Source organism: Roseibium suaedae, from assembly GCF_900142725.1.
Lineage (GTDB): Bacteria > Pseudomonadota > Alphaproteobacteria > Rhizobiales > Stappiaceae > Roseibium > Roseibium suaedae.
This window is the reverse complement of the sequence record NZ_FRBW01000008.1, coordinates 1-24,593: the sequence shown is the minus strand read 5'-3', so window position 1 is coordinate 24,593 and position 24,593 is coordinate 1. Positions and strand designations below refer to the sequence as shown.

The window sequence follows — 24,593 nt, the reverse complement described above, 5'->3', positions numbered from 1 at the left end:
CTCTCGCAAATTTACAAACCTCCGGATTTCAGAACCTCCTCAATCACAAATTTCCGCGTCTCATCACGTCCAATTTTCCGAACTTCAAAGCTTCAGCGGGGTTGGATGAATGAGGTTGTTAATATCCTTAATAGCAATCTAAAGTGGTTGATCTGCCTTAAGTGCCTCGGTAGGGTGCGTGGCAGGATATTGCAAATGTAACACATTTGCGCTTGGGCGCTCCGCACCCCCGCCACGTACCCCCACCAGCGCCCCAGAAACGCCCATGGGGCGAGCAAAGAAAAGCCAAATCCGAAGCCGCAATGAGCTGCCGAACCGACACCAAAAATCAGAGGGTAGACGAAAGGGATTCAGGCTCTCCGGACGATGTCTGGACCGTGTTCAGCGTCCGCATGAGAGTGTCCGAAGCCGCCGAGTTGGATGCGCTTTGCGCCGAGCTGGGTGTCAAAAGGAACCGGGTTTTGCGCACGCTGGTCCTGAAAGCGAATGGCTTCCTAGACTACGACAAAGAGACCACGGACGTCTTGCGCAATCTCACGCGGCAGGTCTCCGGGATCGCGACGAACATAAATCAGCTCGCGAAACAGGCGAACAAAACGGGTGAACCTGACTTCATTGCCTTCATGGAAGATCGCAAAGGGCTTGGCGGGCTCTTCGCGAAGGTCGAGGCGCAGGTCCAAATTCTTCTCAACGTGAGAAAGCGGAAGGCCGCTGCGAAGGCCCTTTTAGAGAAGGCGCTCGGCAATGGTTAGCAAGGTTGCCGATCCGCTCGAAGCGGTGATGGGCGAGGATTGGGGCATCCTGAAAATTCCGGCATCGATGAGTGGACCGATGATCCAGTATGTCCTGGATCTGGAGAAGAAGATCGCCGGCGGTGGTGGCGGAGGATCCGGTTCGAGCAGCTGGACCGACCGGATGACAACGGCCTTTTTGGCTCGAAAGCCCCAGGCCATGGCGAAGCTCATTCGAACGGGCGGCACGTCCGATTTGCGCGGCATTCGCGATCAGATGGATTACCTTCGCAAAGAGGGCAGCGTCGAGCTTGAGCGCTCAGACCGGTATTTCGGCTTTGTCGTCGACCAGGCGGCCGAGGCTGAAATGATGACCTCCTGGCAGCTTGCAGACGCCGGCGACGGTAAGGCCGACCGGACCAGTCACTTCATGGTCAGCTTTCCGGAAGGCACTGACCATAGTGCGGCTTACCGCACTGGCCGGGCTTGGGCCGAGGAGATGTTCGCCAGCGGAAAATATGGCGATCACTTCGACTATTTCACAGCGTTTCACACGGATCGGGCGCATCCTCACATGCATATCGTTGTGAACCGGCGCGGGCTTGAGGAAGGGTCATGGCTGAAAGTGTCGCCGCGCGGGCATTTCGATTATGACGAGATGCGGTTCGTCCAGGTCCGGGTTGCGGCAGATCACGGAATTGAGCTCGAGGCAACGCCGCGATTTGCTCGGGGCATCGAGGAGAGACCCTACACCGATTGCGAGGTGCAGCGTGCCCGGCGTGAAGAGCGTTCTCCGCAGACCCGCGCTCATGACGCCGTATCCCGCTTGAGGGCCTCGTTGGCAAAGACCTTGTTCGTCCGCCAGGTCCGGGGCGAAGCGGGCTTTATCAAAGGCGAGCACCCGAACTACAGCCTGCTTTTGCGTCAGGCGGCTCAGCTGATTGAGGAAGGGCGGCAGCTCAAGGCGGCCGGCCCCGCTCATCAGGCGGGGCTGAAACGGACGTTTGACAGCGGCCACAAATTCTACGGTGAGCTTGTGCCGGCCAATATCGTCACGATCAAGGAGATCCGCGAAATGAATGCAGCCATCGATGCGCGGCGGGCCGCGATCTTGAGCAACTTCAAGAAGATCGATGCCGAGCTTTCCTCACTTCCGGAAGGTCCGGACAGGACACGGTTCGAACGGCTCGCGGCCAGGACCAAGACAGAGGCGGCCCAGTTCATGGCGGATGCTGCGGAGCTGCAGGGCTTCAGGCGTCCGGCTGCGGACAAAGCCTATCAGGGCGTGACTTCCTATGACGACTTCACAGATGAGATTTCCGGGAAGGCAAAGGGCCTGGTCCTGGATCTGTCGCGCAAGGCCGGCTTGCCGCCTGAGATCATCGTGGAGCGTTACGGCGGCGACGAGCCAGTTGCCCGGGCCGTTGCTGAAGGCTGGAAGCAAGCCGAACTGCAGCAGCTCTCGGCCTACTATCAGCAGACAGAGGGCCTGGATGCCAATGCCAGCCAGGCCAAGGCAGGAACAACGCTTGAGACGGTGCACGCGGAGATCCGCGGCATCTACAGCTCAGCGCGGCGGGACATTGAAGCCTATGAAGGCCGAAAGGCGCGGCTCGTTTCCAGCCTCGGCACGGATGACGACGTGAATGACCGGTTCGCGCAGACCGTGAAAGAGACACTGACAAGTTTGAGGCTCCGCGAGCTCGAAAATGGCGACAGGCAAGCCCTGTCGAGCTTGACCCAGGATCCGGACCAGCAATCCCTGTTGGCTCGAAGATACCTGGAAACCGAACTGGCCGATGCCGAAGGAGCGCGCAACGGCAAGATTGAGCTCGCCCTCGGCAAGCTGGACCGCGACCAGCAGACCGAGCGGGCGAAGAGGGCTGAAGGTGCAAAACGCCGGCCGCGCAGGGACGAGGACCATGGGCGGTGAGCAAGGCGGTCAAAGACGGAGTTTTCTTCGCGTTGTTCGGCCTGGTTCTGGGCGGGGTGATCGGCTTTCTTTTGGCAGGGGCCTATGTGGACTGGCGGCTTGGCACTCCGCTCAGCCAGTTTGAACTGCTCGATGCCTTCAAGGTCAGCCCGTGGGGTGGTTTCCGCCATCCGGCGTATTGGACACATGCCCTTTATGTGTGTGGTGCCGCAGCGCTGCTTGGAGGCATTGGCGCGGTTGCTCTTGGTGTCCGGCCATCGATGAACAGCCATGGCTCTGCAAAGTGGGCCAGCGTCCAGGACCTGCAGCGGAATAAGCTTCTCGCCACCGTCAAATCCGTAGGCGGGCCGATTTATGCGAAGACCTCTCTGCCAAAAGGCCGCGGCAAGTTTATTTCCTGCCAGGATATTCCGCACTCGTTTATCGCGGCGCCGACCGGATCCGGTAAGGGCGTTGGCGTTGTCATTCCCACGTTACTGACCTATCCGGGCAGCGTGATTTGCCTCGATGTGAAGGGTGAGAACTTCGAGAAAACGAGCCGCCACCGCAAGGAGCTTGGCGATGTGATCTACAAGTTCGCGCCGTTTGATGAAGAAGACCGGACGCACCGCTATAACCCGCTGGAGGATGTTGCCGCGCTGCCGGAGAGACGTCGCTACGCAGAGGCGCAGCGGATTGCGGAATCGCTCCTATTCCTTCCTGGGAACAACGCCCAAGGCTTCATGCCGTCCGCCAAACAGATCCTTGTTGCAACCATCCTCGTCGCGATCGAGCGCAACTCTGCGAACCTCGGCACCGTTTATGACCTCTTGTCCCAAGGCAAACGCAGCGATGGAGAGGGCGAAGCCGATTTCGCGGCCTTGTTCAAGCAGCTGGCGAGCGAGACGGCCATTGAGGAGGCCAAGGCGATTTACAACCGGATGGCCGGAACTGACTACAAGACGGTTTCTGCCTATATGTCTGTCCTATTCGATGGCGGTCTGGGCCAGTGGGCGGAATACCATGTGAGACGGGCAACCGAGGCCAGCGACTTTTCTATTGCCGAGCTGCGGCGCCGGCCGGCGAGCATCTTCATTGTGGTTGGCCCGAACGACTTGCAAGTGCTGTCGCCCTTGATCCGGATGATGTTCCAGCAAACGGTTTCGATATTGCAGAGATCGGAACCGGGCAAAGACGAGCCTTATCCGGTCTTGCTGTTGATGGACGAGTTTCCGGCGCTTGGCAAAATGGACACCTTGAGCCAGGGGATCACGACGCTTCGGTCCTATGGCGGCCGCATGATGATCGTCGCGCAGTCGATTTCCAACCTGAAAGCCGCCTATGGCAACGATGGCGCGCAAAACTTCTTGGCGAACTGCCGCTTGCAATTGTTCATGGCTCCGGCCGACGCGGAGACACCTGAATATGTGTCGAAGTCGATCGGTGATTTCACGCGCAAAAGCCGTTCAAAATCGTGGCAAATGAACAAGTTCAGCGGCACCAGCATTTCTGAGCGACAGGAAGGCACACGTCTTTTGCGTCCGGAGGATTTGCGCCGTCTTAGCGACGATGAAGTGGTCTTGTTGATTCAAGGACATGACGCGGTTCGCGCCAAGAAGGTCATCTATTATAAAGACCGGGAGCTGAAGAAGCTCTTCGAAGGACAGACCGGCCCTTTGCCGGAGCCGCCCGTGGTGATAGTGGCATCGAATCCTAGAGTAGAGGGTTTAGAAAGTAGGTCTGTTGCAGGCGATGGTTCGAGCCCGGACGATGCATCCAGGACCAAGGCAAAGCGTCTCAAATCTCTTCCGCAAACGGTTCAGGATTTGTCTGAAGAACAAGCGGACGAGCTGTTGAGCAAACAAAATAGTCTGCTTAGCCAGATTTGCGATGTTCGAAGAGAAAATCTGGCTAAGGTCTAATTCATTGCCTGCTCATATCGTCGTCGCCGTCCTTCTATACACCTCTGTCTGTGAGCCAGAAACCTTGCGTATCTGGGATGGTGATACCTTCTTTATCGGCCGTCAAAGTGGCTCGGAAAAGGTGGGTGTTGGAAACATCGATACGCCTGAAATCGACGAAAATGTACTTCAGAGCGGCGCATGGCGATTGGCGCAATGAAGAGGTTCGCCGCGATCGTCGCCAACCAGAAGGTTCAAGTCCTGAGAAGTGAACAGGACAAATATGGAAGAACGTTGGCGCATAGGCACCAAGCTGCTTGATCAGGAACCGAACCCTGTGCATTCACCAGCTTCAGGGCCTCATTTAATCGGTTCTAGCAAGTCCGTGATCGCCACACAGATTTGCAAGTGTTTCATGCATTCGCGCAATGATTTCAGCGCGGGGTGATACGGTTCTTTCCACAATCCCGATCTGCCGGGTGACTTGCGGTCTGCCGAAAGGCAGCCGGACGAGATCCATATCCTCCGGCTCCTGGAGCGCAACATGGGGAACCACAGAAACGCCGAGGCCTTGTCGAACACAGGTCAGGATCGACCCGATCGTGTCTATTTCGGCGACATCCTGCGTGACAATTCCGAGCCGGGAGATTTCGGTGTCGATGAGATTGGCGAGTGGAACTGCACTGCGAAAACGGACAAAGGGCCTTTCATTGAGCAGCTGCTGCGGATCAATAAGGGTGGTCCCTTTCGGCGCGATGAGCCACAGAGGTTCACGAAGGAACGGGCTCCATCTCAGCGCGGGTGGAATACCCATATGCTCGGCAACCACGGCCGCATCCAGCCTTCCGCCCGCGACATCCGCGATGAGGTTTGAGGACAAGGAGATCCGCAGATTTGTCTTGAGCTCCGGATATTGAGCCCGCATCTGCACAATCGCTCTCGGGAGAAGGTTCAAGGCACTTGAACGAACGGAGCCCAGCATCAACGTGCCAGCAATACGGTCTCCTTTCAGGCTGGCCTTGGCATCTTCCTCTTCTCTCAGGATATTGCGTGCCATTTCAATGACCTGCATCCCTTGAGGGGTGAGTTTCGGTGGTCGGGATGTGCGATCGAAAAGGGTCGCGTTCAGCTCGATCTCGAGAGCCTGAATTTGCTGGCTGACTGCGGATGGCGTCAGCCCGACGACATCGCCTGCTTTTGCAAACGTACCGTTGGTGACAATCGCCATCAGTGTCTTGAGCTGCCGTGTATCCATCATTAGATCCAGATTTTCTAAATCTAACTAGCAGAAATATTCGCTTTTGTGAAGTCTTTCTTTCTCTTAACGTCTTTTCAGGAGGAATGCTGCGGCGTTGGGAGGCGTGCGCGCAGCTTTTTCAACTCATTTGGAAAATGAACATTCGCCGCAAGGGCGCTTGTTGGAGATGCTTGTCATGAACAAGACAATTCTCGTCACGGGACCGGATCTCGATCCGAGTGCAGTGGCGATGCTGGCAGAGCACGGCTTCAAGGCCGTGCACACACCGCCTTATGCGGACAGCGTGGTGATTTCCGAGCTCCTGAAATCGACTGGCGCAGTCGGCATCGTGTCCCGCATGGGGCGTCTGGATGAGAGCGTCATGGCGAGTGCACCGCATTTGCGGGTGATTTCCAAGCATGGCGTTGGCGTGGACAATATCGACCTGGAAGCAGCAGCCCGGCGGGGAATTCCTGTTCTTGCCGCCACCGGAGCAAATGCGGTGTCAGTTGCCGAGCATGCTATCGCGCTGTTGCTTGCGACCGTGAAGCGCATCTTGCCGCTTGATGCCGGACTGCGGGCCGGGCGTTGGGAGAAGCCGGGCTTCTCCGGGCGTGAGATCGCCGGAGCAACGCTCGCGCTGGTCGGAATGGGGGCAATCGCACAGGCGACCGGTCACATTGCCAAGGGGCTCGGGATGGAGCTGGCCGGGTATGATCCATTTGCTGGGAATGCCGTTTTCGAAAGCTTGGGTGTCGTGCGATACACCGCGCTTGAGGACATGCTGCCAAAGGCCGATGTGCTGAGCCTCCACTGTCCGCTCAATGATCAGACTCGGTGTCTTCTGAATGCCGGCACGTTCGCCCTCATGCCGAAGGGCGCCTACGTGATCAACACTGCGCGTGGCGGGCTGATTGATGAGGCAGCGCTTCTTGCCTCGATAGAAGCGGGGCATCTGGCCGGTGCGGGACTTGATACTTTTGCCGTTGAACCTCCCAAGGCAGATCACCCCTTTTTCGCCGAGAACCGGATCGTTCTGTCTCCTCATATTGGCGGCGTAACGCGGGAAGCAGGTGCCCGGGTTGGCGTGGAAGCTGTTCGGGGCATTTTGCAGTTCCTCGATGGAGGACAGGTTCCGACCGAGCGGATTGCGAACCGCAAGCAGCTCGAAGCGGCAAACACAGTCTCTGGCCAAATTTGAGGAACGAAAATGCCTATTGGATTCCGTATCAACAATCGCGCCAAAGCTGCCCCGAAGGAACTGGTTGATGCCTTTGCGAGGCTGCCAGTAGCCAATGTCTCGGACGCCATGTCCCGCATGACAGCCGCCGGTCCCGCACTGCGCCCGATGCACGCTTCTGGGGGCATGGCAGGTGTCGCTCTGACTGTCAAAACACGGCCCGGCGACAATCTCATGCTGCACAAGGCCATTGATATGGCGGTGCCGGGTGATGTGATCGTCGTCGATGCCGGGGGTGATCTGACCAACGCCCTTATGGGCGAACTGATGCTGGCCTATGCCGTCAAGAAGGGCGTGTCAGGCTTTGTTCTCAACTGCGCCATCCGTGACGCGGATGCCTTTGTGCACACCAATCTGCCGACATTCGCGGCCGGTGTGACCCACCGTGGGCCCTACAAGGATGGCCCCGGCGAGATCAACGTGCCGATCGCAATTGATGGAATGGTCGTTGAGCCTGGCGACATCATGATCGGCGATAGCGATGGTGTGTTGTGCATTCCCTTCGCCGACGCCGAGGAGACGCTCGCCAAGACTCAGGCGAAACAGGACGCAGAAACCAAGCAGATGCGTGCAATCGCGGAAGGCACAAACGATCGAAGTTGGGTCGATGCTGCATTGAAGAAACTCGGTTGCTGCTTTCCCGAGAATTGAACAAACAACTGGAGGAGGAAGAGTATGTTGAAATTTATCAGCAAGGCGGTGCTCGCAGGAACAGTATTGCTGGCCGCCGGAGCGGCTGAGGCTGCAGATTATCCTGACAAGCCGATTGAAGTCATCGTTGGTTTCGACGCGGGTGGCGGCACCGATGTCATGGCGCGAACGGTTGCACCATTTATTGAGAAATATCTTGGTGATGGCGCAAGTGTTGTCATCAAGAACGTGCCTGGAGCGAGCGGTCAGATCGGAGTGACGCAGGCAGCCAACGCGGCACCGGATGGCTACACGCTTGGTACGTTTAACTTGCCGGGCATGATGGCGCGGACCATCGATCGCAAGTCTGACTATGATCTGGACAGCTTTACATACCTCGCCAACGTCGTGAACGATCCGAACGTGATCGTAACCTCGAAGGCAAGCGGTCTGGATACGCTCGACAAATTGATTGCGGAAGCAAAGGCCAATCCAGGTTCGGTCACGGTCGGTATGTCCAGTCTTGGCGGGGATGATCATTTCGCCCTGATCAAGCTTCAGAATCTGATCGGTACCGAATTTACCATTGTTCCCTTCAAGGGGTCGGCTCCAGCCCGTACGGCCTTGATGGGCGGTCACGTTGCGATGGGTATCCTAAATATTTCCGAGGTTGCTAAATTTAGGGATCAGCTCAACGTATTGGGTGTTGCGCTTAACAAGCGCTCCGATTTCGCACCGGATCTTCCCACTTTCAAGGAACAGGGCCTTGATCTGGTCAACGGCGCGATGCGCGGTTTCATTGCACCTGCGGGCCTTCCCGATGATGCAAAATCCAAACTCGAAATGGCCTTCTCCAAACTGAAGGACGACCCGGACTTCCTGAAGGCCATGAAGGATACCGCCAACCCCGTGGAGGTTGTCACCGGTGATGATTTCAAGGCGATGACCAAAGACATCTACGACTTGGCGAAGAAAGTCTGGGAAACCACTCCCTGGAACTGATCATGTGTCCGGCGTGCGGCTCAGTCGCCGCACGTCATCCTTTGCCTCGTATATGGAGCCGGTTCGATGGTTGAACCTCGCGCATCCCGCCTCCTGCGGCCAGAAACGCTTACGGCCCTCGGAATTATCGCAGTCGCTGCCGCATTTCTGATCCCAGCTCTGGAGCTCAGAGCAAACTCGGCTTTGCTGCCGGTCGCCATGCTGATTGGCCTGATTGTTCTGGCAACGGTTCTTCTGATCTCAGATCAACGCAAGGCGGCTGCCGGGCATGTCAGCAAACCCATGACCAAAGCACCAGGGCGAGTGGCCGGGGCCTTCCTGCTAGTCATTGCATATGTCGTAGCCACGTCGCTCATAGGCTTCTATCCGGCCACCATCATCACAGTGCCGCTGGTGGCCCATGTCTTTGGATACAGGAGTTTCTTCGGACTAGCTGCCGCCACACTCATTGTGGTTGGGGCCATCTACCTGGTCTTCGACTACGCGATGGCGCAGCAGTTCCCTACGGGCTTACTCTTGGGACGGTGATCAAATCATGTATTCTGAACTCCTTCACGCCCTTCCCGAAGTTCTCACCTTTGCCAATTTCATGGCGGTGATCGTCGGCGTCGTTGCCGGTATTGTGGTCGGTGCTATGCCTGGTCTTAGCGCAACTATGGCAATTTCTGTTTTGGTTCCCTTTACCTTCGGAATGTCGCCTCTCGTCGCACTTGGGTTGATGGCCGGTATCTACAACGGTGCGATGTATGGCGGAGCCATTCCTGCCGTTCTGCTGCGCATTCCGGGAACTCCAGCGGCCGTTGCCACGACCTTTGACGGGTATCCGATGGCACAGAAGGGGCAGGGCGGGTTCGCGCTGCAGGTTGCGGTTGTCTCGTCTTCAATTGGCGGGATTGCCAGTGCTATTGCGCTGATGGTGCTCGCTCCGCCACTCTCGAGGGTCACATTGCTTTTTGGGCCTTCGGAAGTGTTTTGGGTGGCCATTTTCGGACTTGCCAGCATCATCTTTCTGTTGGGAGGCAATCCGGTAAAAGGTCTCATCAGCGCCTGTTTTGGCGTCTTCGTCTCGGTGATAGGCTCCGATCCGATTTTCGGCAATGACCGGTTCACATTCGGGCAGCTCGAGATGCTGGATGGCATCAACATCGTCATTCTGCTTGTCGGGCTCTATGCCTTGCCGCCAGTGATCGACCTGCTGGAAGTGCCGCTCAAGACCGACGGGGTCAATGGCAGCAAGCTTGGGACAGAACCGATCTGGCGTGCTCTTCCCAGGATGAAGCGCTTCTGGAAGACTTGGATTCGCTCATCCATCATCGGTATCTGGATCGGCATTCTGCCCGGCGCGGGCGGCTCTATGGCAGCATTCATGTCCTATAACGAGGCTCGACGCGCCAGCCGCACGCCTGACACCTGGGGCAATGGCGAACCAGAAGGTGTTGCAGCAGCCGAGACGGCGAACAATGCCGATACGGCTTCCGCGCTCATTCCTGCGCTCACCCTTGGCATTCCAGGAACAGCTGTCGCGGCGGTGATGCTTGGCGGGTTGTTGATCCACGGCCTTCAGCCCGGCCCCATGCTTTTCCGCGAGAACCCGGACATTGTATTCGGCTTCATGTGGCAGTTCCTGTTTGGGGCAATCCTTTTGGTACTCCTTGGCGGATCGCTCGCAACCAACAGCTTCGCGCGGTTGCTTAATCTGCCCCGCCCTTTGCTTGGATCCGTGATCATCGTGCTGATGTTGATCGGCGTCTATTCCATCCACGGACGCATGTTCGATGTGTACCTGATGCTCCTGTTCGGCGCGATCGGCTACGTGATGGACAAGCTGAAGTTCCCGCTGCCACCGGTGGTTCTCGGCCTCATTCTTGGGGGTTTTGCTGAAGAGAATCTGAGACTTGCGCTCCGTATCGGGCGTGGTGACTGGTCGATCCTATTCGCCAACGTCACAAGCTTGGTGATTGTGGCGCTGACCGTCGCCGTCATCGTTGGTCCGATGATCAAGCGCCTTCTTTCCAAGGATGGCAAGACGGCGGAAGGAAACTGAGTCATGGCTGGAGGCTCGCCCCATTTTCCGGTTCGTGAAGACTGGCTTGCCATGGTTAGCGAGGAGGTCTTGGCACCTGAACAGGTGATCCTCGATGCTCATCATCATCTTTGGGACCGGTCCGAAGGCCGTTACCGTGCTGAAGAGTTGCATGACGACCTCGCATCCGGCCATGACGTAAGGGCGAGTGTTTTTGTCCAATGCCGGACGGGTTACAGGGCGGATTTGCCAGCCGCTCTGCAGCCCCTGGGGGAAGTGGAAACCGTTCTGAACTGGTGCGGAAACCAGCCAAACTTCCCGGCCGCCATTGTAGCATTTGCCGATTTGCAGCTCGGGGAGGGCATTCGGCCGGTTCTCGACGCTCTCATGGATGCCAGCGGTGGATTGGTGCGGGGCATCCGCAATACTACAGCTTTTCACTCCCATCCGGCGGTGAGGTCCAACCCAACACCGCCGCCCGATGGCTTGCTGCGCAGCTCCGCCTTCTTTGAAGGCGCACGGGTCGTCGCGGAATATGGCCTTAGCCTAGATGTCTGGGCCTATCAGAGCCAGCTCGACGAGGTATTTGCTCTAGCCAAAGCCTTGCCGGAGTTGTCGATCATTGTCGATCACTGCGGAGGTCCCTTGAGCGTTGGTCCTTATGATCGACGCAGCCCCGCGGCTTTCGAGGAGTGGCGCAAGGCATTGCAACGCCTGGCCAGTCTTTCCAATACGCGACTCAAGATCGGCGGCTTTGGTTTGTCGGTCATGGGCTACCGCTATGCAGATGCGCCGGTACCGCCACAGTCATCCGTGCTCGCTTCGGACTGGGCACCCTATTTTTCTGCATGCCTCGAGTGCTTCGGACCACAGCGCGCAATGTTCGAGAGCAATTTCCCGGTCGACAAGGGTCAGTTTGCCTACCGCACGCTCTGGAACGCCTTCAAGCGGCTGTCGGCTGACTTTGATCAGAGTGAGCGCGACGACCTTTTTTGGCGGACTGCTGCTCGCACCTACCGCATAGACGATCAGATTTTCGTAAATGACTGAGGGAGGACTAAGTCATGAAACACATACTTGCGGCGCTCGCAATCACAGCGCTTTCCGCAGTACCCGCTTTGGCGGAATTTCCGGAAAAGCCCATTGAGATCATTGTGGGCTATTCTGCGGGCGGAGGCACTGACGTGATGGCCCGGACCGTTGCCAAGTTTCTGGAAAAGGAGCTTGGAAACGGGGCGTCGGTCATCGTCAAGAACATGCCGGGAGCTGGTGGCCAGATCGGTTTCACCGAAGTGGCCCATGCGGCGCCGGACGGCTACACACTAGGCACATTCAATTTACCTGCTGCCCTGGCGCTCACGAAGGATCGCAAGGCGGACTACAATGCTGAAAGTTTCACTTATTTGGCGAACTTCGTAGACGATCCCAATACGGTCGTTGTGAGTCAATCGTCGCAGTTCAAGACGCTGGACGAACTGCTGGCATCGGCCAAGGAAAATCCCGGCTCGATCACTTTCGGATTGTCCTCTCTTGGCGGCAACGATCACTTCGCGGCCAACATGATGGCAGATGCATCCGGCGCCGAGTTCACGCTGGTTCCTTTCAAGGGCGCCGCGATGGCCCGGACGGCTCTGCTTGGCGGGCACGTGGCCGCAGGCACAATGGCGCTCAGCCAGACGACAGAATTCAAGAATGAGCTCAGAGTTCTTGCTGTTCTCTCCGAGGAGCGCTCGTCCTTCCGGCCGGACGTGCCAACGGCAAAAGAGCTCGGCTACAACGTCAACATGTCGTCCTTGCGCGGCATTGTGGGGCCAGCCGGCATGAGTTCAGAGGTTTCCGGGGTGCTGCAAGACGCGCTGATTGCCGTGAACAAGAATGAAGAGTTTCAGAAGACGATGGCAGGGCAGGGTAACCCCATCGCCTTTGCCGACGGGGAAACATTCAGGGATATCGCAAAGTCGCAGGACAACATTGTGGGCGCGCTCTGGGAGAAGACGCCCTGGAAATAATGGCAGGCCGCAAAGCCGGCACTCAGCCTCATACCAATTGATTCAGCTGGAGGAAAAATTATGAAGATTACTATGCTCGGCGCCATTGCTGCCGTGGCCGCATCTGTGACGGTTGCCCATGCTACGGATTGGACTGGCTATACTTACTCAGCGGTATCGACCACGTCAGCGGTCAAGGGGATGAACCGCATTGTGGAGCGTGTCGAGAACGAAACGAGCGGCGAGCTGAAGATCGAGTTGCATCTCGGCAAGACGCTTCAGATCGCGTCTTCCGATATCACGCAGGCGGTTGGGGATGGCATTGTCGACTTTGCCGCAGATTTCTTCTTCTCTGGCAGCGTACCGATCGCCCGTGTGCTGAACCTGCCCATGCTGATCGAAAATGATGATGAATGGGCCAAAGCCTCGGAGGCGCTGGAACCGATCCTAGACAAGGCCTTTGCCGATCAGGGAGTCGTCCTGCTTGGCGGCTACCGGTATCCTGAGCAGACGATCTTCACCACCTTCGAAATGAAAAACCTGGCTGACCTGAAGGGGCATAAGATCCGCGTGACTTCGCCAGAACAGGGCAGGTTTGTCGAGGAGTTTGGCGGTGCGCCGATCACACTTTCGGGTAGTGAAGTGCCCACTGCACTGGAGCGTGGCGTTATCGAGGGCGTTCTGACGGCAAGTGCAGGCGGAGCCAAGAATTGGCACGAGTTCCTGCCCTTCAACTACCGTTTCCCCGTCAATTACGGGAACTCCATGATCATTGCCAATTCGGATTCCTTTGCAGCTTTGAGCGAGAAGGATCAGGAGATCCTGCGCAAGATCGTGGCCGAGGAGGGGCCGGAAACCACTATTGCCTTCACTGCTGACGAGGCCGTTGAAATGAAATCTCAGGCGGCTGCTGGCATGACACTTGTTGATGCTGCTGACGGTGACATGGCGGCGGCGCGCGAGAAACTTGCGCCCTTCTGGGAAGCCTGGGCGAAGGAAAACGGTCCGGAATATGAAGAAGCCCTGAAGACCGTTCGAACCGCGATTGGGAAATAAGATGGAACCGAACTCGGCAGTCAGGTCAAAATCGGCCGGTGCGGTGTTCGACGGCATCGCCGTGGTGGCAAAAGCCGCCACGGCTGCTGTGCTCGCCTTTCTGGTCATCCTTGTTTGCGGGGAGGCGTTTCTTCGAAGTGCCTTCAATCACTCGCTTGGCTTTGCCGAAGAAGTCACAGGCTATTGCGTGGTGATGCTGACGTTCTTCGGCGCGGCACTCGCGCTTCGCGGCGGCACATTGTTCCAGGTCCAGTTCTTGTTCGACAGGCTCCCGAAGTCCGCCGCGGCCTGGATCATGCGGGGGTTCGCCCTTGGTGCTCTCGTCATTTGCCTGGCTCTGATGGTCAAGACGAACGACCTCATGCTGAGTTCTCTCTCGCGCGGAAAATTCGCGGCGACCGTATTGCGGACGCCGCTCTGGATCCCGCAATTGCTGATGCCGGCAGGCTTCGCATTGATCGGCGTATTTCTGGTCGAGCAGCTCCTGCTGACCTTCGACAGGTTCAAGAGGTAGGATCAGATGGACGCAATTCTGGCATTCGGCCTCTTGATCGGTCTGATCCTCGGGGGAATGTGGGTTCAATTTGCCGTCGCTGGCGCGGGGCTTTTTTATATCTGGCTCCTGAAAGGCTTTGCCGGCTGGAAGGCACTCGGAATTGTGAGCTGGGGGGCAGCAAACAGCTTCACGCTTGCGGCAATCCCGCTCTTCGTTCTGATGGCCGAAATCCTGCTGGGCTCCGGCCTTTCGACCAGGCTTTACAACGGTGTGGCTCCCTTCGTTCGCCGCCTGCCGGGGGGCTTGCTACATACCAACATTGCAGGAAGCGGCATTTTCGCGGCGATTTCCGGAGGCAGCGCACCAACGGCTGCAGCCATGTCGACCGTGGCATTGCCGGAACTGTCTGCGCGGGGCTATGACAAACGGATTGTTGCCGGGTCTCTTGCCGCCGGCGGCACGCTAGGGATTCTCATCCCGCCCTCGATCACAATGATCATCTACGCCACTTTCACCGAGACTTCGATTGCCCGGCTTTTCGCGGCAGGTTTGATCCCGGGGATATTGCTCGCCTTGTTCTATATGTCGTTCATTGCTGTGCGGGTGCTTATGAGCCCCGGCCTTGCCCCCAGGGATCAAAGGCGCGCTACACCGCGCGAACTTGGCGCCGCGCTCCTCGACATTCTGCCGTTTCTTATTCTGATTTTGATCGTTCTTGGCAGCATCTACGGTGGATTTGCAACGCCGACCGAAGCGGGCGCCGTTGGAGTGGTCGGGGCCATCGCAATCACCGGCCTCTACCGGAAATTGAGCTTCAGGCTGATTTCCGAGGCTCTAGGCCGGACCGCATCGATGAGCGGCAACATCCTCTTCGTCGTCTTCACGTCCATGATCTTCGCCTATGCCACAGCCTTGTCCGGCGTCGGAGAAAGTCTGGTGTCGGCATTGGCTTCGGCCAATGTGTCCCGCGTGACCTTTCTGCTGATCATCATGGTCACCTTCGCCATCCTCGGCTGCTTCATGGAGGGGCTGGGAATGATTGCGATCATCGTTCCCGTCATTTTTCCCGCCCTGATGGCCTTGAACGTCGATCCTGTCTGGTTTGGTGTTTTCGTGGTGATCCTGGTGGAACTTGGGCAGCTTACACCGCCACTTGGGGTCATTCTCTTCGTGGTGGCAAGTTCGTCGGACAAGGTAAAGGTCGAAGACGTTATCATGGGTGTTCTGCCATTCTTCGGCATCATTGTCGCGTTCATGCTCTTGCTGATCGCATTCCCTCAGATCGCTCTGTTCTTTCCGTCTCTCACCCTCGGATAGCCCATGACTGCTACATATCCCTTTCCTGAACCCGTCGTGCTTCATGCGGAAGTCTTCACGGAACTGCCTGAGACTTTCCGGCGCGGTGGTGTCTCTTCCTACTGGGCAGAGCGCAACAGACGCGGACAGGCTGTTGACTGCTTTCTGGAGGGCCCTTCGTTCGACCGAAGTGGCAATCTTTGGTTCGTCGATATTCCGTTCGGCCGGATATTCCGCGCTGATCCGTCAGGTTCGGTCCGTCAAATTGCCGAATATGAAGGGCAGCCGAACGGATTGAAGATCCATCGCGATGGCAGGATCTTCATTGCCGATTTCCAGAACGGGATCATGCAACTGGACCCGGAGACGGGGCAGGTATCACATGCGCTGCGTGACTGTGACACCGAAGGGTTCAAGGGCTGCAACGACTTGCATTTCGGCAGGGATGGCGCACTTTATTTCACGGACCAGGGCCAGACCGGGCTTCAGGATCCAACAGGCCGGGTCTATAGGTGGCAACCTGAGACCGGTAGTCTGACATGCCTGATCGACAAGGTGCCGAGCCCAAACGGGCTGGTTCTCGACATCAACGAGCATGTGCTCTACCTCGCCGTAACACGAGCCAATGCGGTCTGGCGTCTGCCTTTGTCTCCGAGCGGCCGGGTAAACAAGGCTGGCCTCTTCATTCAATTTTCAGGCGGGCGCGCTGGACCGGATGGTCTCGCGCTAACCTCGCAAAATGGCGTCGTCGTCTGCCAGACAGGCATGGGCCTGGTCTGGGTTCATGATGAACTTGGGCGCCCGATCGCCGTTGTTAGATCGCTTCGTGGACTGGGTACGACCAACTGCGCCTTTGGCGGTCCGGAAGGCAGAACACTCTTCATCACTGAATCGGACAGCGGCTGCATCCTGAAGGTTGAGTTCCCGGAAGAGCTGCAGATTTCGGGCGCATCGATGTTCTCTGGAGCAGGTAACTAGTCGCTTGGAGCACACAAGGACAAACCTCGCCGATCTCTGCCGAGCGCTTGTGCCAAGCAAAGGAGCCAAGCAGCGATGACGCAGTATTGACCCCACCCGCACGAGTGGTCACTCCGATTTTTACTCCGGAAGCGTGCTCAAAAGCTGGTCCTGGCAGCGCAGACGCCAGATTGACGCTAGTTTATCCGCGGGAGACAGAACCAACAGGCAGAGTGGCGCTGTTGTGCTTCTTCGAACTTTGCTTTTCCTACCGTGAGGAAGAATCATTGAGGCTAACCACTGCGGCTTTGGCGAGTCTTGCGATCTCCTCGGCCCTATAGCCGAGAACGTCTGCGAGAATCTCCGCACTGTCAGCGCCGAGAAGGCTTGGAGCCCTGCTGGCAGAGGGCGCCATGCCATCGAAACGCACCGGTCCCCGCACCAGCCTGATGTCTCCCACCTGTGGGTGACTGACCGTTTCGATCAAGCCGCGTTCGATGGCATGGGGCTGGTCAAGAGCCTCGCCGATGGACAGGATGGGTGCACTGGGCACGTCAAATTTCTCGAGACTTTCCAGCCAGTAAGCCGTTGTTTCCTGCTTCATGCGAGCATGGATGAGCGGTTCCAGCTGGTCACGGTTATCAAGGCGCTGCTGGTAAAGAGCAAAGCGCGGATCCGAGATGAGATGTTCAAGGTCAAGGCACCGCGCGAAATTGTGCCAGAACCGCTCGGTGAGACAGGCCACAATGACATGGCCGTCGGCAGTCGGGAACGAGCCGTAAGGCACGATGCTCGGATGCTGGGTTCCCACCGGCTGCGGGCTCTTACCCGTCACGAAGTAGATCTGGGACAGATAGCCTTGCATCGCAATGAGGCTGTCGAGCATCGCGACTTCGACGTGGCGTCCCTTGCCTGTTGCGTTGCGCTCATGTAAGGCGGCCAGAAGGCCAAACAGGGAAAAGATGCTGCCGGCCATGTCGCCGAGCGGAATGCCGAGCTTGTTCGGCGCCTGTCCGGGCTCCCGATTGACACTCATGACACCGGACAGGGCTTGAGCCACGATGTCGAAAGCGGGTTTGTTGCCATGCGGGCTGTTCTGGCCAAACCCTGTGATCGAGCAGTAGATCAGACGCTCGTTGTCCTCCTTCAGCGTCTCGTATCCAAGGCCGAGACGCTCCATAACACCGGGCCGGAAATTCTCCAGGACGATATCGCTCTGACGCGCAAGTTCCCGTGCGATCTTCACGCCTTCCAGTGATTTCAGATCCAGGGCAATGCTCTTCTTGCTCCGGTTCAGAGCCATGTAATAGTGGCTCAGGCCCTCCTGGAACGGGGGGAAATTGCGGGTTTCATCGCCGGTTCCAATGGGCTCAACCTTGATGACCTCCGCCCCGAAATCCGCAAGCACCATGCTGGCATAAGGGCCGGACAGAATGCGCGAGAAATCGAGAACCTTGAGGCCCGCAAGCGGCCCTGTCGGGGATGCTGTTTCCGGTTGGGTCATTTCTGGACGCCCTCTTTCGACGTGACCTTGAGGACGCAGGAGGCGGCCGCAACAACGCCACTTGGCCCTGAGATTTCCGCTTCTGCAAAGATCATCGATTGTGTCTTGTGCCGGATGCGGGCTTCCATTTCGAGAAAGTCGCCCGCTTTGGCCGCACTCAGAAACCTGGTTTCCATTTGCACCGTCACGGTGGGGCGCCGATCTGCGGCCCTCCAGGCGCTGATGGCCATGACCTGATCCAACAGACTTGTCAGCACGCCGCCGTGGATCAGGCCGATGGCATTAGTGTGCCGTTCGTCTGTCTGGAGCGCATATCGATCCTGGTCGCCCTGGTCTGTGGCGCGGAGCAGCGGTCCCATGAGCCCGATGAACCCGTCTATTCTTGCGGCTTTCCAGCCCTCCGGAACGATGTCCTGCGTCAGCACTGCCTAGCTCCCTGTTTCAATCTGCGTGTCTTGAATGTGGTCACGAATGGCCTGCATCGCCTTGGCGAGCTTGGGAATTTCCTTGTTCTGCAGGCGCTCGGAAATGCCGATCGCCACGATGGAGCGAACCATCCGTCCGGTGCCGTCGAAGACCGGAACTGCCACCACCGTCACACCGGAAATGTAGATGCCCTGGTCTACGGCAAAGCCGCGCTCGCGGGCTTCGCGAACCTCTTCCTTCCAGGTGTCGTAGCTGGGTGGATGATCCCAGACGAGCTTCTCGAATTCTCGCCGAACGGTCTCTTCGTCCCGCGGGTTATGGGCCGCGAACAACCTGCCGGTCGCACTGATCAAGGCTGGAAACCGGCTTCCGAGATCGACCTGGAGACGGAAGGGCATGCTCGATTGGGAGAGTGCCACAACGACCATCTGCCCCGGCTCGGAGAGCTGTGTGGCAATGCTGGTGACGCCGAACTTCTTCGACAGATCGGACAGTCTGGGCTGGACCAGACTGGAGAACGTGTTGCGCTGAAGCGCTGATCGGGCCAGCGGCAAGATGCCGATCCCGATCGAATACCGCTTCGTTTTCGAATCGAAGTCGACCAGTCCCTCATCCTGCAAGACGCGCAGAATGTGCAGACAGGTGCTTGGCACCAGATCCAGTTCCCGCGCGATCGGGTTGACCCCCACCGGTTCCGGAGATCGGGCGAGAAACCGCAGAATTGCAAGCGCTCTCGTCACTGCCGGAACATCTCGCTTCGTCGATTTTGTCTGCTCTTCCATTGGCTGCATCACCTTTGTCGCCATCATTTTCATTGTATATATACAATAATAATAGCGTATTGACAATAGATGCCTGTGATCTCTACCGTTGTCAACGGATAGACGGACACCTCGCGGTGGTCTGAAGACGAGATTGGGAAGGCAGACAAGAATGACCCGACTGACGGAATTCACGTCTTACGCTGACGCGCAGAAGCACTACTCGAAGGAGGGGCTTTGGGAGCTGTTCGACGGTCGCCGGGAGCGCTTCAACATCGCCCACGAATGCATCGACCGGCATGTGGAGGAGGGCAGGGTTGCCCTGCGGGTTGCCCATGCCGACGGCGCAGACGAGGTCATCACCTTTTCAGAAATTGCCCGCCGGTCGTCCCAGATCGCCCACTACCTCAGGGGGCAAGGCATCCGGAAAGGGGATCGGGTTGCGGTGATGATCGAACCGTCCTTGCCGTTCTATTGCGCGATGTTTGGGGTGATCAAGGCAGGGGCCGTGGCCGTGCCCATGTTCTCCCTGTTCGGACCCGACGGAATCCGGCTGCGCGCCGAGGACTGCAAACCCGCCATCTTCTTCACCAACGCTGAAAAAGCGCCTGATGCCATTGAGGCTGGTGCCCGGAACGTGACCATCGTCGATCAGGCGTTTCTGGATGGGCTCATGGGCTTGCCGGAAACCTTTGATTGGGACACGGCAGGCAGCGATCTGGCCGTTCTTCAATACACATCCGGCACGACAAGAGCCTTGCCGGCTGCCGTGCTGCACAATCATCAGTCCATCGTCACGCTAATGGTTGCCGCGCTCTACGCAACCGGTATCCGTCCGGGAGACCGTTTCTTCTGCCCGTCCTCTCCCGCCTGGGGGCATGGTCTGTGGCATGGGACGCTTGCCCCTCTGGCGATGGGCGTTTCCACGGGCACGTTCAGCGGGAAATTCGATCCTGTCCGTTTGCTGAAGGCCCTTCAGGACTTCCGCATCACCAACCTGACGGCTGCGGCCACCCACTACAGGATGATGCGCAACTCCGGAAAGGCGAGGGACTTTTCCTATTGCCTCGAAAAGCTCTCCTTCACCGGCGAGCCCATCGATTCAGAAACCGCCGCCTATGTCGAGGAGGTCTTCGGCATCAAGGTTCGCTCGATGTACGGCACCACGGAAATTGGCGTCATCATTGCGAACTATCCGGGGGCGGATGACCTGGAAGTGCGCGACGGGGCCATGGGCAAGGCCGTTCCGGGCGTAGAAGTCGAAGTTCACCGTGCGGACGGCACACCTGCTGCACCGGGGGAAACGGGCGAACTGATGGTCCGCAAGCGCGGTGAGTGGTTCCCGACCAAGGACCTGGGGCGCGTTGACGAGGACGGCTATTTCTATCACGGCGGCCGAGCCGATGACGTGATCATCTCTGCGGGCTGGACCATTGGCGCAGTCGAGGTTGAAGACGCGATTCTCAGCCATCCCGCTGTCGCCGAATGCGGCGTGATTGGCGCCCCCGATGCGCTCAGAGGCCTGGTGGTCAAGGCCTACATCATTCTCAAGGCTGCACAGACGCCGGGGCTGGTCGAAGAGATCCAGAACCACGTCCGCGCACGCCTCGCCCGCCACGAATATCCCCGCCAGATCGAATTTGTCGACGAGCTGCCCAAGACGCCGGCGGGGAAGGTCAACCGCAAGATCCTGAGGGATCTGGAAGCGAAGAAATGTGAAGCCGCCGAATAGGCGAACCTTGAGTGAAATGACTAGGGAGAAATGGAATGGACTATATGGAACAGAAGAAATTTCCGCGCATCACGCAGGAAGGACTGGACGAACTCCGCGAACGCGTCGGCGTAAAGATCGAGAAGACGGTCGAGCCCTGGTGCTATGAGGCAACCCGGGACAATATCCGGCATTACGCGCACGGGATTGGCGATGACAACCCGCTCTGGTGTGACCCGGAATACGCGAAGACCACCAAGTATGGCGACGTGATTGCGCTGCCAAGCTTCCTGTTTGCGACCAACCGGATCATTTCCGGCTACGTGGGCGGCCTGCCGGGCGTTCATGCCATGTGGTCCGGCGCAAACTGGACTTGGCACAAGACCATCACCCGCAACATGGAGTTTCGCACCGAGGCCGTGCTGAAGGATCTGGTCGAGCATGACACCCGGTTTGCCGGCCGTGCCGTTCAGCAGATCTATCATGTCGATTTCTACGACGCGAAGACCGGAGAGCTGGTTGCGGACGCAGACAGCTGGTGCTTCCGCACGGACCGTGATCAGGCGCGCGAGAACGGCACCAAATACACGGAAGCGAAAGCAAAGGGGCGCCGCGTCTGGACCCAGGCTGAGCTTGACGGCTTTTACAAGTACTACGAACAGGAGACCGTTCGCGGTGCGGAAGCCCGGTATTGGGATGACGTGAAGGAGGGCGAGGAGCTGCCTGTCATGGTGAAGGGGCCGATGACTGCCACAGGCTTCATCGCTTATGCCCAGGGCTGGGGTGGCCTGTACATCCGCGCCAACAAGCTGGCCTGGCAGCTTCAGCAGAAGCATCCGAGCGCCGGACCGAAGAACCGTTACGGCATTCCGGATTGTCCCGAGCGTGTCCATTGGGAAGAAGAATTCGCCCTCGAGGTCGGTGCTCCGGGCGCTTATGACTACGGTCCCGAGCGCACATCCTGGCTCACCCATCAGATCACGAACTGGATGGGAGATGACGGGTTCCTGCGCCAGGCAAAATGTCAGGTGCGCCGTCACAATCCGGAAGGCGACATCATTCTCATTCGCGGGACGGTTTCGCGCAAATTCGAGGAAAACGGCCATTTTCTCGTCGAGGTTCAGCAACGCGCCGAACAGCAGGACGGGGAACTGTCCGCAATCGGCTCGGCAATCGTCGAATTGCCGAAGCGCTGACATCAGGGTTCGCCGACGGCAAGGGAGGCTCGGCCGATGTTTGAAAGAACTCTGCGAAAATTGGAGGACATCCTGCATCTGGCGGGCTGCCTGAGCCTTGTCGCCGTGGCGGTTCTGATCAACGCGGACATCATTCTGCGTCTGGTTGCGAACCGGCCGGTTCAGATCCAGTTCGAGTTGACCGAGCTGTATCTGATGCCGGCCCTGGCCACCTTGTCGCTGTCGCGGGTGTTCCGCGACGGCGGCCATCTGGCGCTGGAGTTCATGCCTGAACACTTGCCCGGTCTGTTCGGGACCCTGATCTCCAAGCTGCGCCTGATCCTGCCTGCAGTGTTCTTTGCCGGGGTCACCTGGATGTCCGGGAAATTCGCCATGAAAGCCATCCTGCACGGCGATGTGGAATACGGGGTCATCGACTGGCCGCTTGGGTGGGCCTATGCCGTCATCCCCCTGGGATCTGGCGTTCTGGTTGTGAGGCTGCTGCACGACGCTTGGAGGAGAGGCGACGTCGCAGGGCAGTGAAGGCATCAATTGGGAGGAGATGTTATGCAAATGACGAATAAGTTTCTGGCGGCCGTTTCGGCCGTACTGGCACTCGGAATGGCATCTGCACAGGCAGAAACCTTGAGGCTTGGCGACTTCCAGTCGACCAGCCACATCGTGTCTCTCGAGGGGACGACCAAGTGGATGGCCGCAGTTGAAAAGGCGACCGGCGGGGCGATCAAGTTTGAGCATTTTCCCGCCCAGCAGGCCACCAAGGCAGACGCGCAGTTGGATGCGGTCCGCAACGGCATTCTGGACGCCGCCTTGCTCGGCACGCCGTATCACGCCGATGTCCTGCCGTTGAATTCGGTGGTGGCCTTGCCCGGCTTTTATGGATCGGCGGAACAAGGCACTGATGCCCTGCAGGAAATGCTAAAGGAAGGGCCGCTGCGGGACGAAATCATGGCGGCGGGCGTGACACCGATCTTCGGCTTCGTGTTGCCGCCGTATCAGGTGCTTGCGAAGGAGCGGCTCGGCAAACCTGCAGACTGGGTGTCAAAGGACATTCGAACCTCTGGCTCCACCCAGTCCATGACAGCGCGCGCTCTTGGCGGTGTCGGCATCTCGATCCCCGGGCCGGAAGTCTACACGGCCATCGAACGGGGCAGGCTGGATGCGGTCCTGTTTCCGCTCGCATCGGTTCCTGGCTACAAGCTGAACGAGGTCGTCAGCCATATTTCCACCAACGGCTCCTTTGGAGGCTACAGCTTTGTCATGGTCGTGCAGACCAGCGTCTTCGACGGGCTGCCCGAGACCGTGAAAGCGGACATGATCAAGCTGGGGGCAGAAACCGCCACACATGTAGCAAAAGCCCAGGACGAGTCTGTTGCCAGTTTCGTCGAGGAGTGGAAGGCCGCAGGCATCGACACCTATCAGTTCACGGATGAGGAACTGGCTGCGGTGGGCGAAGCGCTCGGCGCGGTGAGTGTTGATTGGGTGAACCGGATCGGAAACGAGAAGGCCCAGGCTGTCCTGGACACCTATCGCGAAATCACCACCAAGTAATCCGGCATCATCATCCCACGGAACAGGACGGCCGCCCTTGCGGCCGACCACCCCGTTATGGAGCTCGCCCGCCTCGATGCTTACATTTCTCGTTATTCTGACCGTGTTGGCTGCCCTCATGGTCAACCGGGTGCCCATTGCCTTCGCCATGGGAATTGCCGGAACGCTTGGGCTTGCGGCTCAACTTGGAATACGCCCGGCGCTGGCAGTCCTTGAGCGGACATTCTTCGATTCATCCGCCTCTTTCATTCTCGTGGCGGTGCCGCTCTTCATTCTGATGGCGGAGTTGCTGACAGCAGGGGATGTGACCCGGCGGGCCATCATTGCCTGCCAATCCTGGGTCGGGCATGTTCGCGGTGGGCTTGCAATCGCCACTGTCGGCGCCTCGGTCATTCTTGCTGCCCTTGTCGGCAGCTCAACGGCTTCCACCGCTGCAATGGCAGCTTCCGCCTTCCCGGAAATGCGTGCGCACAGATATTCCGACCGGCTGGCAGCTGCAGTCGTCAGTGTCGGCGGTACGCTTGCGGTGGTCGTTCCTCCGTCGATCGTACTTGTGGTATACGGTGTCTTGACGGAAACATCGATCGGCAAGCTGTTTATCGCCGGTATCATTCCGGGTCTTCTTACTGCGGCAGGGCTCGCAGTCGTCATCAAATTTATAGCCAATACGACCGACCAGGCGCCGAAAGGCGATCCTTTTGTTTTGAACAAGGCCGTCAGGGACAGCCGGCACGTCATTCCGATGATCCTTCTTATGGTGGCGGTGATTGGCGCAATCTATGGCGGGATTGCCTCACCTTCGGAAGCGGCAGCGCTCGGGGTAATGGGGTCGCTGATTATCGTTCTGTTCCAGCGATCTCTGACCTTCGTGCAGTTCAACAAGTCGGTCAGCGGAGCGATCCGTGCCACGGTCATGATCGTCACGATCGTTGCCTGCTCTGCAATCTTCTCGAACTATCTGGCCTTCACCCGCATCAC

At 58.1% G+C, this 24,593-nt stretch carries 24 protein-coding genes; 20 read left to right on the top strand and 4 right to left on the bottom strand.

Annotated elements, in window-relative coordinates:
* Nucleotides 1–302: 302 nt before the first annotated feature.
* Genes BUA94_RS22020 through BUA94_RS23450 form a run of 4 tightly spaced genes read left to right on the top strand, consistent with a single transcriptional unit; the run spans nt 303 to nt 4,764 of the window.
* Nucleotides 303–752: a DNA mobilization endonuclease VirD1/MobC family subunit gene (locus BUA94_RS22020; RefSeq protein WP_073015540.1), complete on the top strand. Its 450-nt coding sequence runs from the start codon at nt 303–305 to the stop codon at nt 750–752.
* Nucleotides 745–2,664, top strand: coding sequence for a relaxase/mobilization nuclease domain-containing protein (locus BUA94_RS22015; protein WP_073015539.1), 1,920 nt, complete (start codon nt 745–747; stop codon nt 2,662–2,664). Before BUA94_RS22020 ends, BUA94_RS22015 begins: the two co-directional genes overlap by 8 nt.
* The gene (gene virD4 / locus BUA94_RS22010) at nt 2,661–4,565 is read left to right on the top strand and encodes a type IV secretion system ATPase VirD4 (protein WP_073015538.1); all 1,905 of its coding nucleotides are present in this window, start codon (nt 2,661–2,663) and stop codon (nt 4,563–4,565) included. The genes BUA94_RS22015 and virD4 overlap by 4 nt, the downstream gene beginning before the upstream one ends.
* Nucleotides 4,534–4,764, top strand: coding sequence for a hypothetical protein (locus BUA94_RS23450; RefSeq protein WP_139251252.1), 231 nt, complete (start codon nt 4,534–4,536; stop codon nt 4,762–4,764). Before virD4 ends, BUA94_RS23450 begins: the two co-directional genes overlap by 32 nt.
* Nucleotides 4,765–4,908: 144 nt before the next feature.
* Here BUA94_RS23450 and BUA94_RS22005 read toward each other — a convergent pair whose 3' ends face one another.
* Nucleotides 4,909–5,799 carry a LysR family transcriptional regulator gene (locus BUA94_RS22005; RefSeq protein WP_073015604.1) on the bottom strand — a complete coding sequence of 297 codons (891 nt, stop codon included), beginning with the start codon at nt 5,797–5,799 and terminating at the stop codon, nt 4,909–4,911.
* Between the two features lie 178 nt (nt 5,800–5,977).
* On the opposite strand from BUA94_RS22005, the gene BUA94_RS22000 reads away from it, so the two are divergent.
* From BUA94_RS22000 to BUA94_RS21950, 11 genes are all read left to right on the top strand, one after another.
* Nucleotides 5,978–6,982, top strand: a complete 1,005-nt coding sequence (locus BUA94_RS22000; RefSeq protein ID WP_073015603.1) for a hydroxyacid dehydrogenase — start codon at nt 5,978–5,980, stop codon at nt 6,980–6,982.
* Nucleotides 6,983–6,991: 9 nt separating this feature from the next.
* Nucleotides 6,992–7,672: an RraA family protein gene (locus tag BUA94_RS21995; protein ID WP_073015537.1), complete on the top strand. Its 681-nt coding sequence runs from the start codon at nt 6,992–6,994 to the stop codon at nt 7,670–7,672.
* A gap of 24 nt (nt 7,673–7,696) precedes the next feature.
* Entirely contained in the window at nt 7,697–8,653 is a 957-nt protein-coding gene (locus tag BUA94_RS21990) for a Bug family tripartite tricarboxylate transporter substrate binding protein (protein WP_073015536.1), read from the top strand.
* A gap of 66 nt (nt 8,654–8,719) precedes the next feature.
* Nucleotides 8,720–9,181 carry a tripartite tricarboxylate transporter TctB family protein gene (locus BUA94_RS21985; RefSeq protein WP_073015535.1) on the top strand — a complete coding sequence of 154 codons (462 nt, stop codon included), beginning with the start codon at nt 8,720–8,722 and terminating at the stop codon, nt 9,179–9,181.
* A 7-nt stretch (nt 9,182–9,188) separates the two neighbouring features.
* Nucleotides 9,189–10,697, top strand: a complete 1,509-nt coding sequence (locus tag BUA94_RS21980) for a tripartite tricarboxylate transporter permease (protein WP_073015534.1) — start codon at nt 9,189–9,191, stop codon at nt 10,695–10,697.
* Between the two features lie 3 nt (nt 10,698–10,700).
* The gene (locus tag BUA94_RS21975) at nt 10,701–11,726 is read left to right on the top strand and encodes an amidohydrolase family protein (protein WP_073015533.1); all 1,026 of its coding nucleotides are present in this window, start codon (nt 10,701–10,703) and stop codon (nt 11,724–11,726) included.
* Nucleotides 11,727–11,740: 14 nt separating this feature from the next.
* On the top strand, nt 11,741–12,685 hold the full coding sequence (locus tag BUA94_RS21970; protein ID WP_073015532.1) for a tripartite tricarboxylate transporter substrate binding protein: 945 nt from the start codon (nt 11,741–11,743) through the stop codon (nt 12,683–12,685).
* Nucleotides 12,686–12,745: 60 nt separating this feature from the next.
* Complete coding sequence (dctP, locus tag BUA94_RS21965) at nt 12,746–13,720, top strand: TRAP transporter substrate-binding protein DctP (protein WP_073015531.1); 975 nt, start codon at nt 12,746–12,748, stop codon at nt 13,718–13,720.
* A gap of 1 nt (nt 13,721) precedes the next feature.
* Entirely contained in the window at nt 13,722–14,234 is a 513-nt protein-coding gene (locus tag BUA94_RS21960) for a TRAP transporter small permease (RefSeq protein WP_073015530.1), read from the top strand.
* Between the two features lie 6 nt (nt 14,235–14,240).
* On the top strand, nt 14,241–15,533 hold the full coding sequence (locus BUA94_RS21955; protein WP_073015529.1) for a TRAP transporter large permease: 1,293 nt from the start codon (nt 14,241–14,243) through the stop codon (nt 15,531–15,533).
* A gap of 3 nt (nt 15,534–15,536) precedes the next feature.
* A complete protein-coding gene (locus BUA94_RS21950; protein ID WP_073015528.1) occupies nt 15,537–16,490 on the top strand; it encodes an SMP-30/gluconolactonase/LRE family protein in 954 nt (317 codons plus the stop codon).
* A gap of 247 nt (nt 16,491–16,737) precedes the next feature.
* Here BUA94_RS21950 and BUA94_RS21945 read toward each other — a convergent pair whose 3' ends face one another.
* The 3 genes from BUA94_RS21945 to BUA94_RS21935 are packed head-to-tail and all read right to left on the bottom strand — an operon-like array spanning nt 16,738 to nt 19,181.
* Complete coding sequence (locus BUA94_RS21945; RefSeq protein ID WP_073015527.1) at nt 16,738–17,973, bottom strand: CaiB/BaiF CoA transferase family protein; 1,236 nt, start codon at nt 17,971–17,973, stop codon at nt 16,738–16,740.
* Nucleotides 17,970–18,398 carry a PaaI family thioesterase gene (locus tag BUA94_RS21940; protein WP_208980200.1) on the bottom strand — a complete coding sequence of 143 codons (429 nt, stop codon included), beginning with the start codon at nt 18,396–18,398 and terminating at the stop codon, nt 17,970–17,972. Before BUA94_RS21940 ends, BUA94_RS21945 begins: the two co-directional genes overlap by 4 nt.
* Nucleotides 18,399–18,401: 3 nt before the next feature.
* The gene (locus BUA94_RS21935; protein ID WP_073015601.1) at nt 18,402–19,181 is read right to left on the bottom strand and encodes an IclR family transcriptional regulator; all 780 of its coding nucleotides are present in this window, start codon (nt 19,179–19,181) and stop codon (nt 18,402–18,404) included.
* 151 nt (nt 19,182–19,332) lie between these two features.
* On the opposite strand from BUA94_RS21935, the gene BUA94_RS21930 reads away from it, so the two are divergent.
* The 5 genes from BUA94_RS21930 to BUA94_RS21910 form a co-directional block, all read left to right on the top strand.
* Entirely contained in the window at nt 19,333–20,892 is a 1,560-nt protein-coding gene (locus BUA94_RS21930) for an acetate--CoA ligase (RefSeq protein ID WP_073015526.1), read from the top strand.
* Between the two features lie 35 nt (nt 20,893–20,927).
* Nucleotides 20,928–22,067 carry an FAS1-like dehydratase domain-containing protein gene (locus BUA94_RS21925; RefSeq protein ID WP_073015525.1) on the top strand — a complete coding sequence of 380 codons (1,140 nt, stop codon included), beginning with the start codon at nt 20,928–20,930 and terminating at the stop codon, nt 22,065–22,067.
* Nucleotides 22,068–22,103: 36 nt separating this feature from the next.
* The gene (locus BUA94_RS21920) at nt 22,104–22,589 is read left to right on the top strand and encodes a TRAP transporter small permease (RefSeq protein WP_073015524.1); all 486 of its coding nucleotides are present in this window, start codon (nt 22,104–22,106) and stop codon (nt 22,587–22,589) included.
* A 30-nt stretch (nt 22,590–22,619) separates the two neighbouring features.
* The gene (locus BUA94_RS21915) at nt 22,620–23,615 is read left to right on the top strand and encodes a TRAP transporter substrate-binding protein (RefSeq protein WP_235860673.1); all 996 of its coding nucleotides are present in this window, start codon (nt 22,620–22,622) and stop codon (nt 23,613–23,615) included.
* 76 nt (nt 23,616–23,691) lie between these two features.
* Nucleotides 23,692–24,593, top strand: a 902-nt coding sequence (locus BUA94_RS21910; protein ID WP_073015522.1) for a TRAP transporter large permease, incomplete at its 3' end; no start/stop codon positions are given.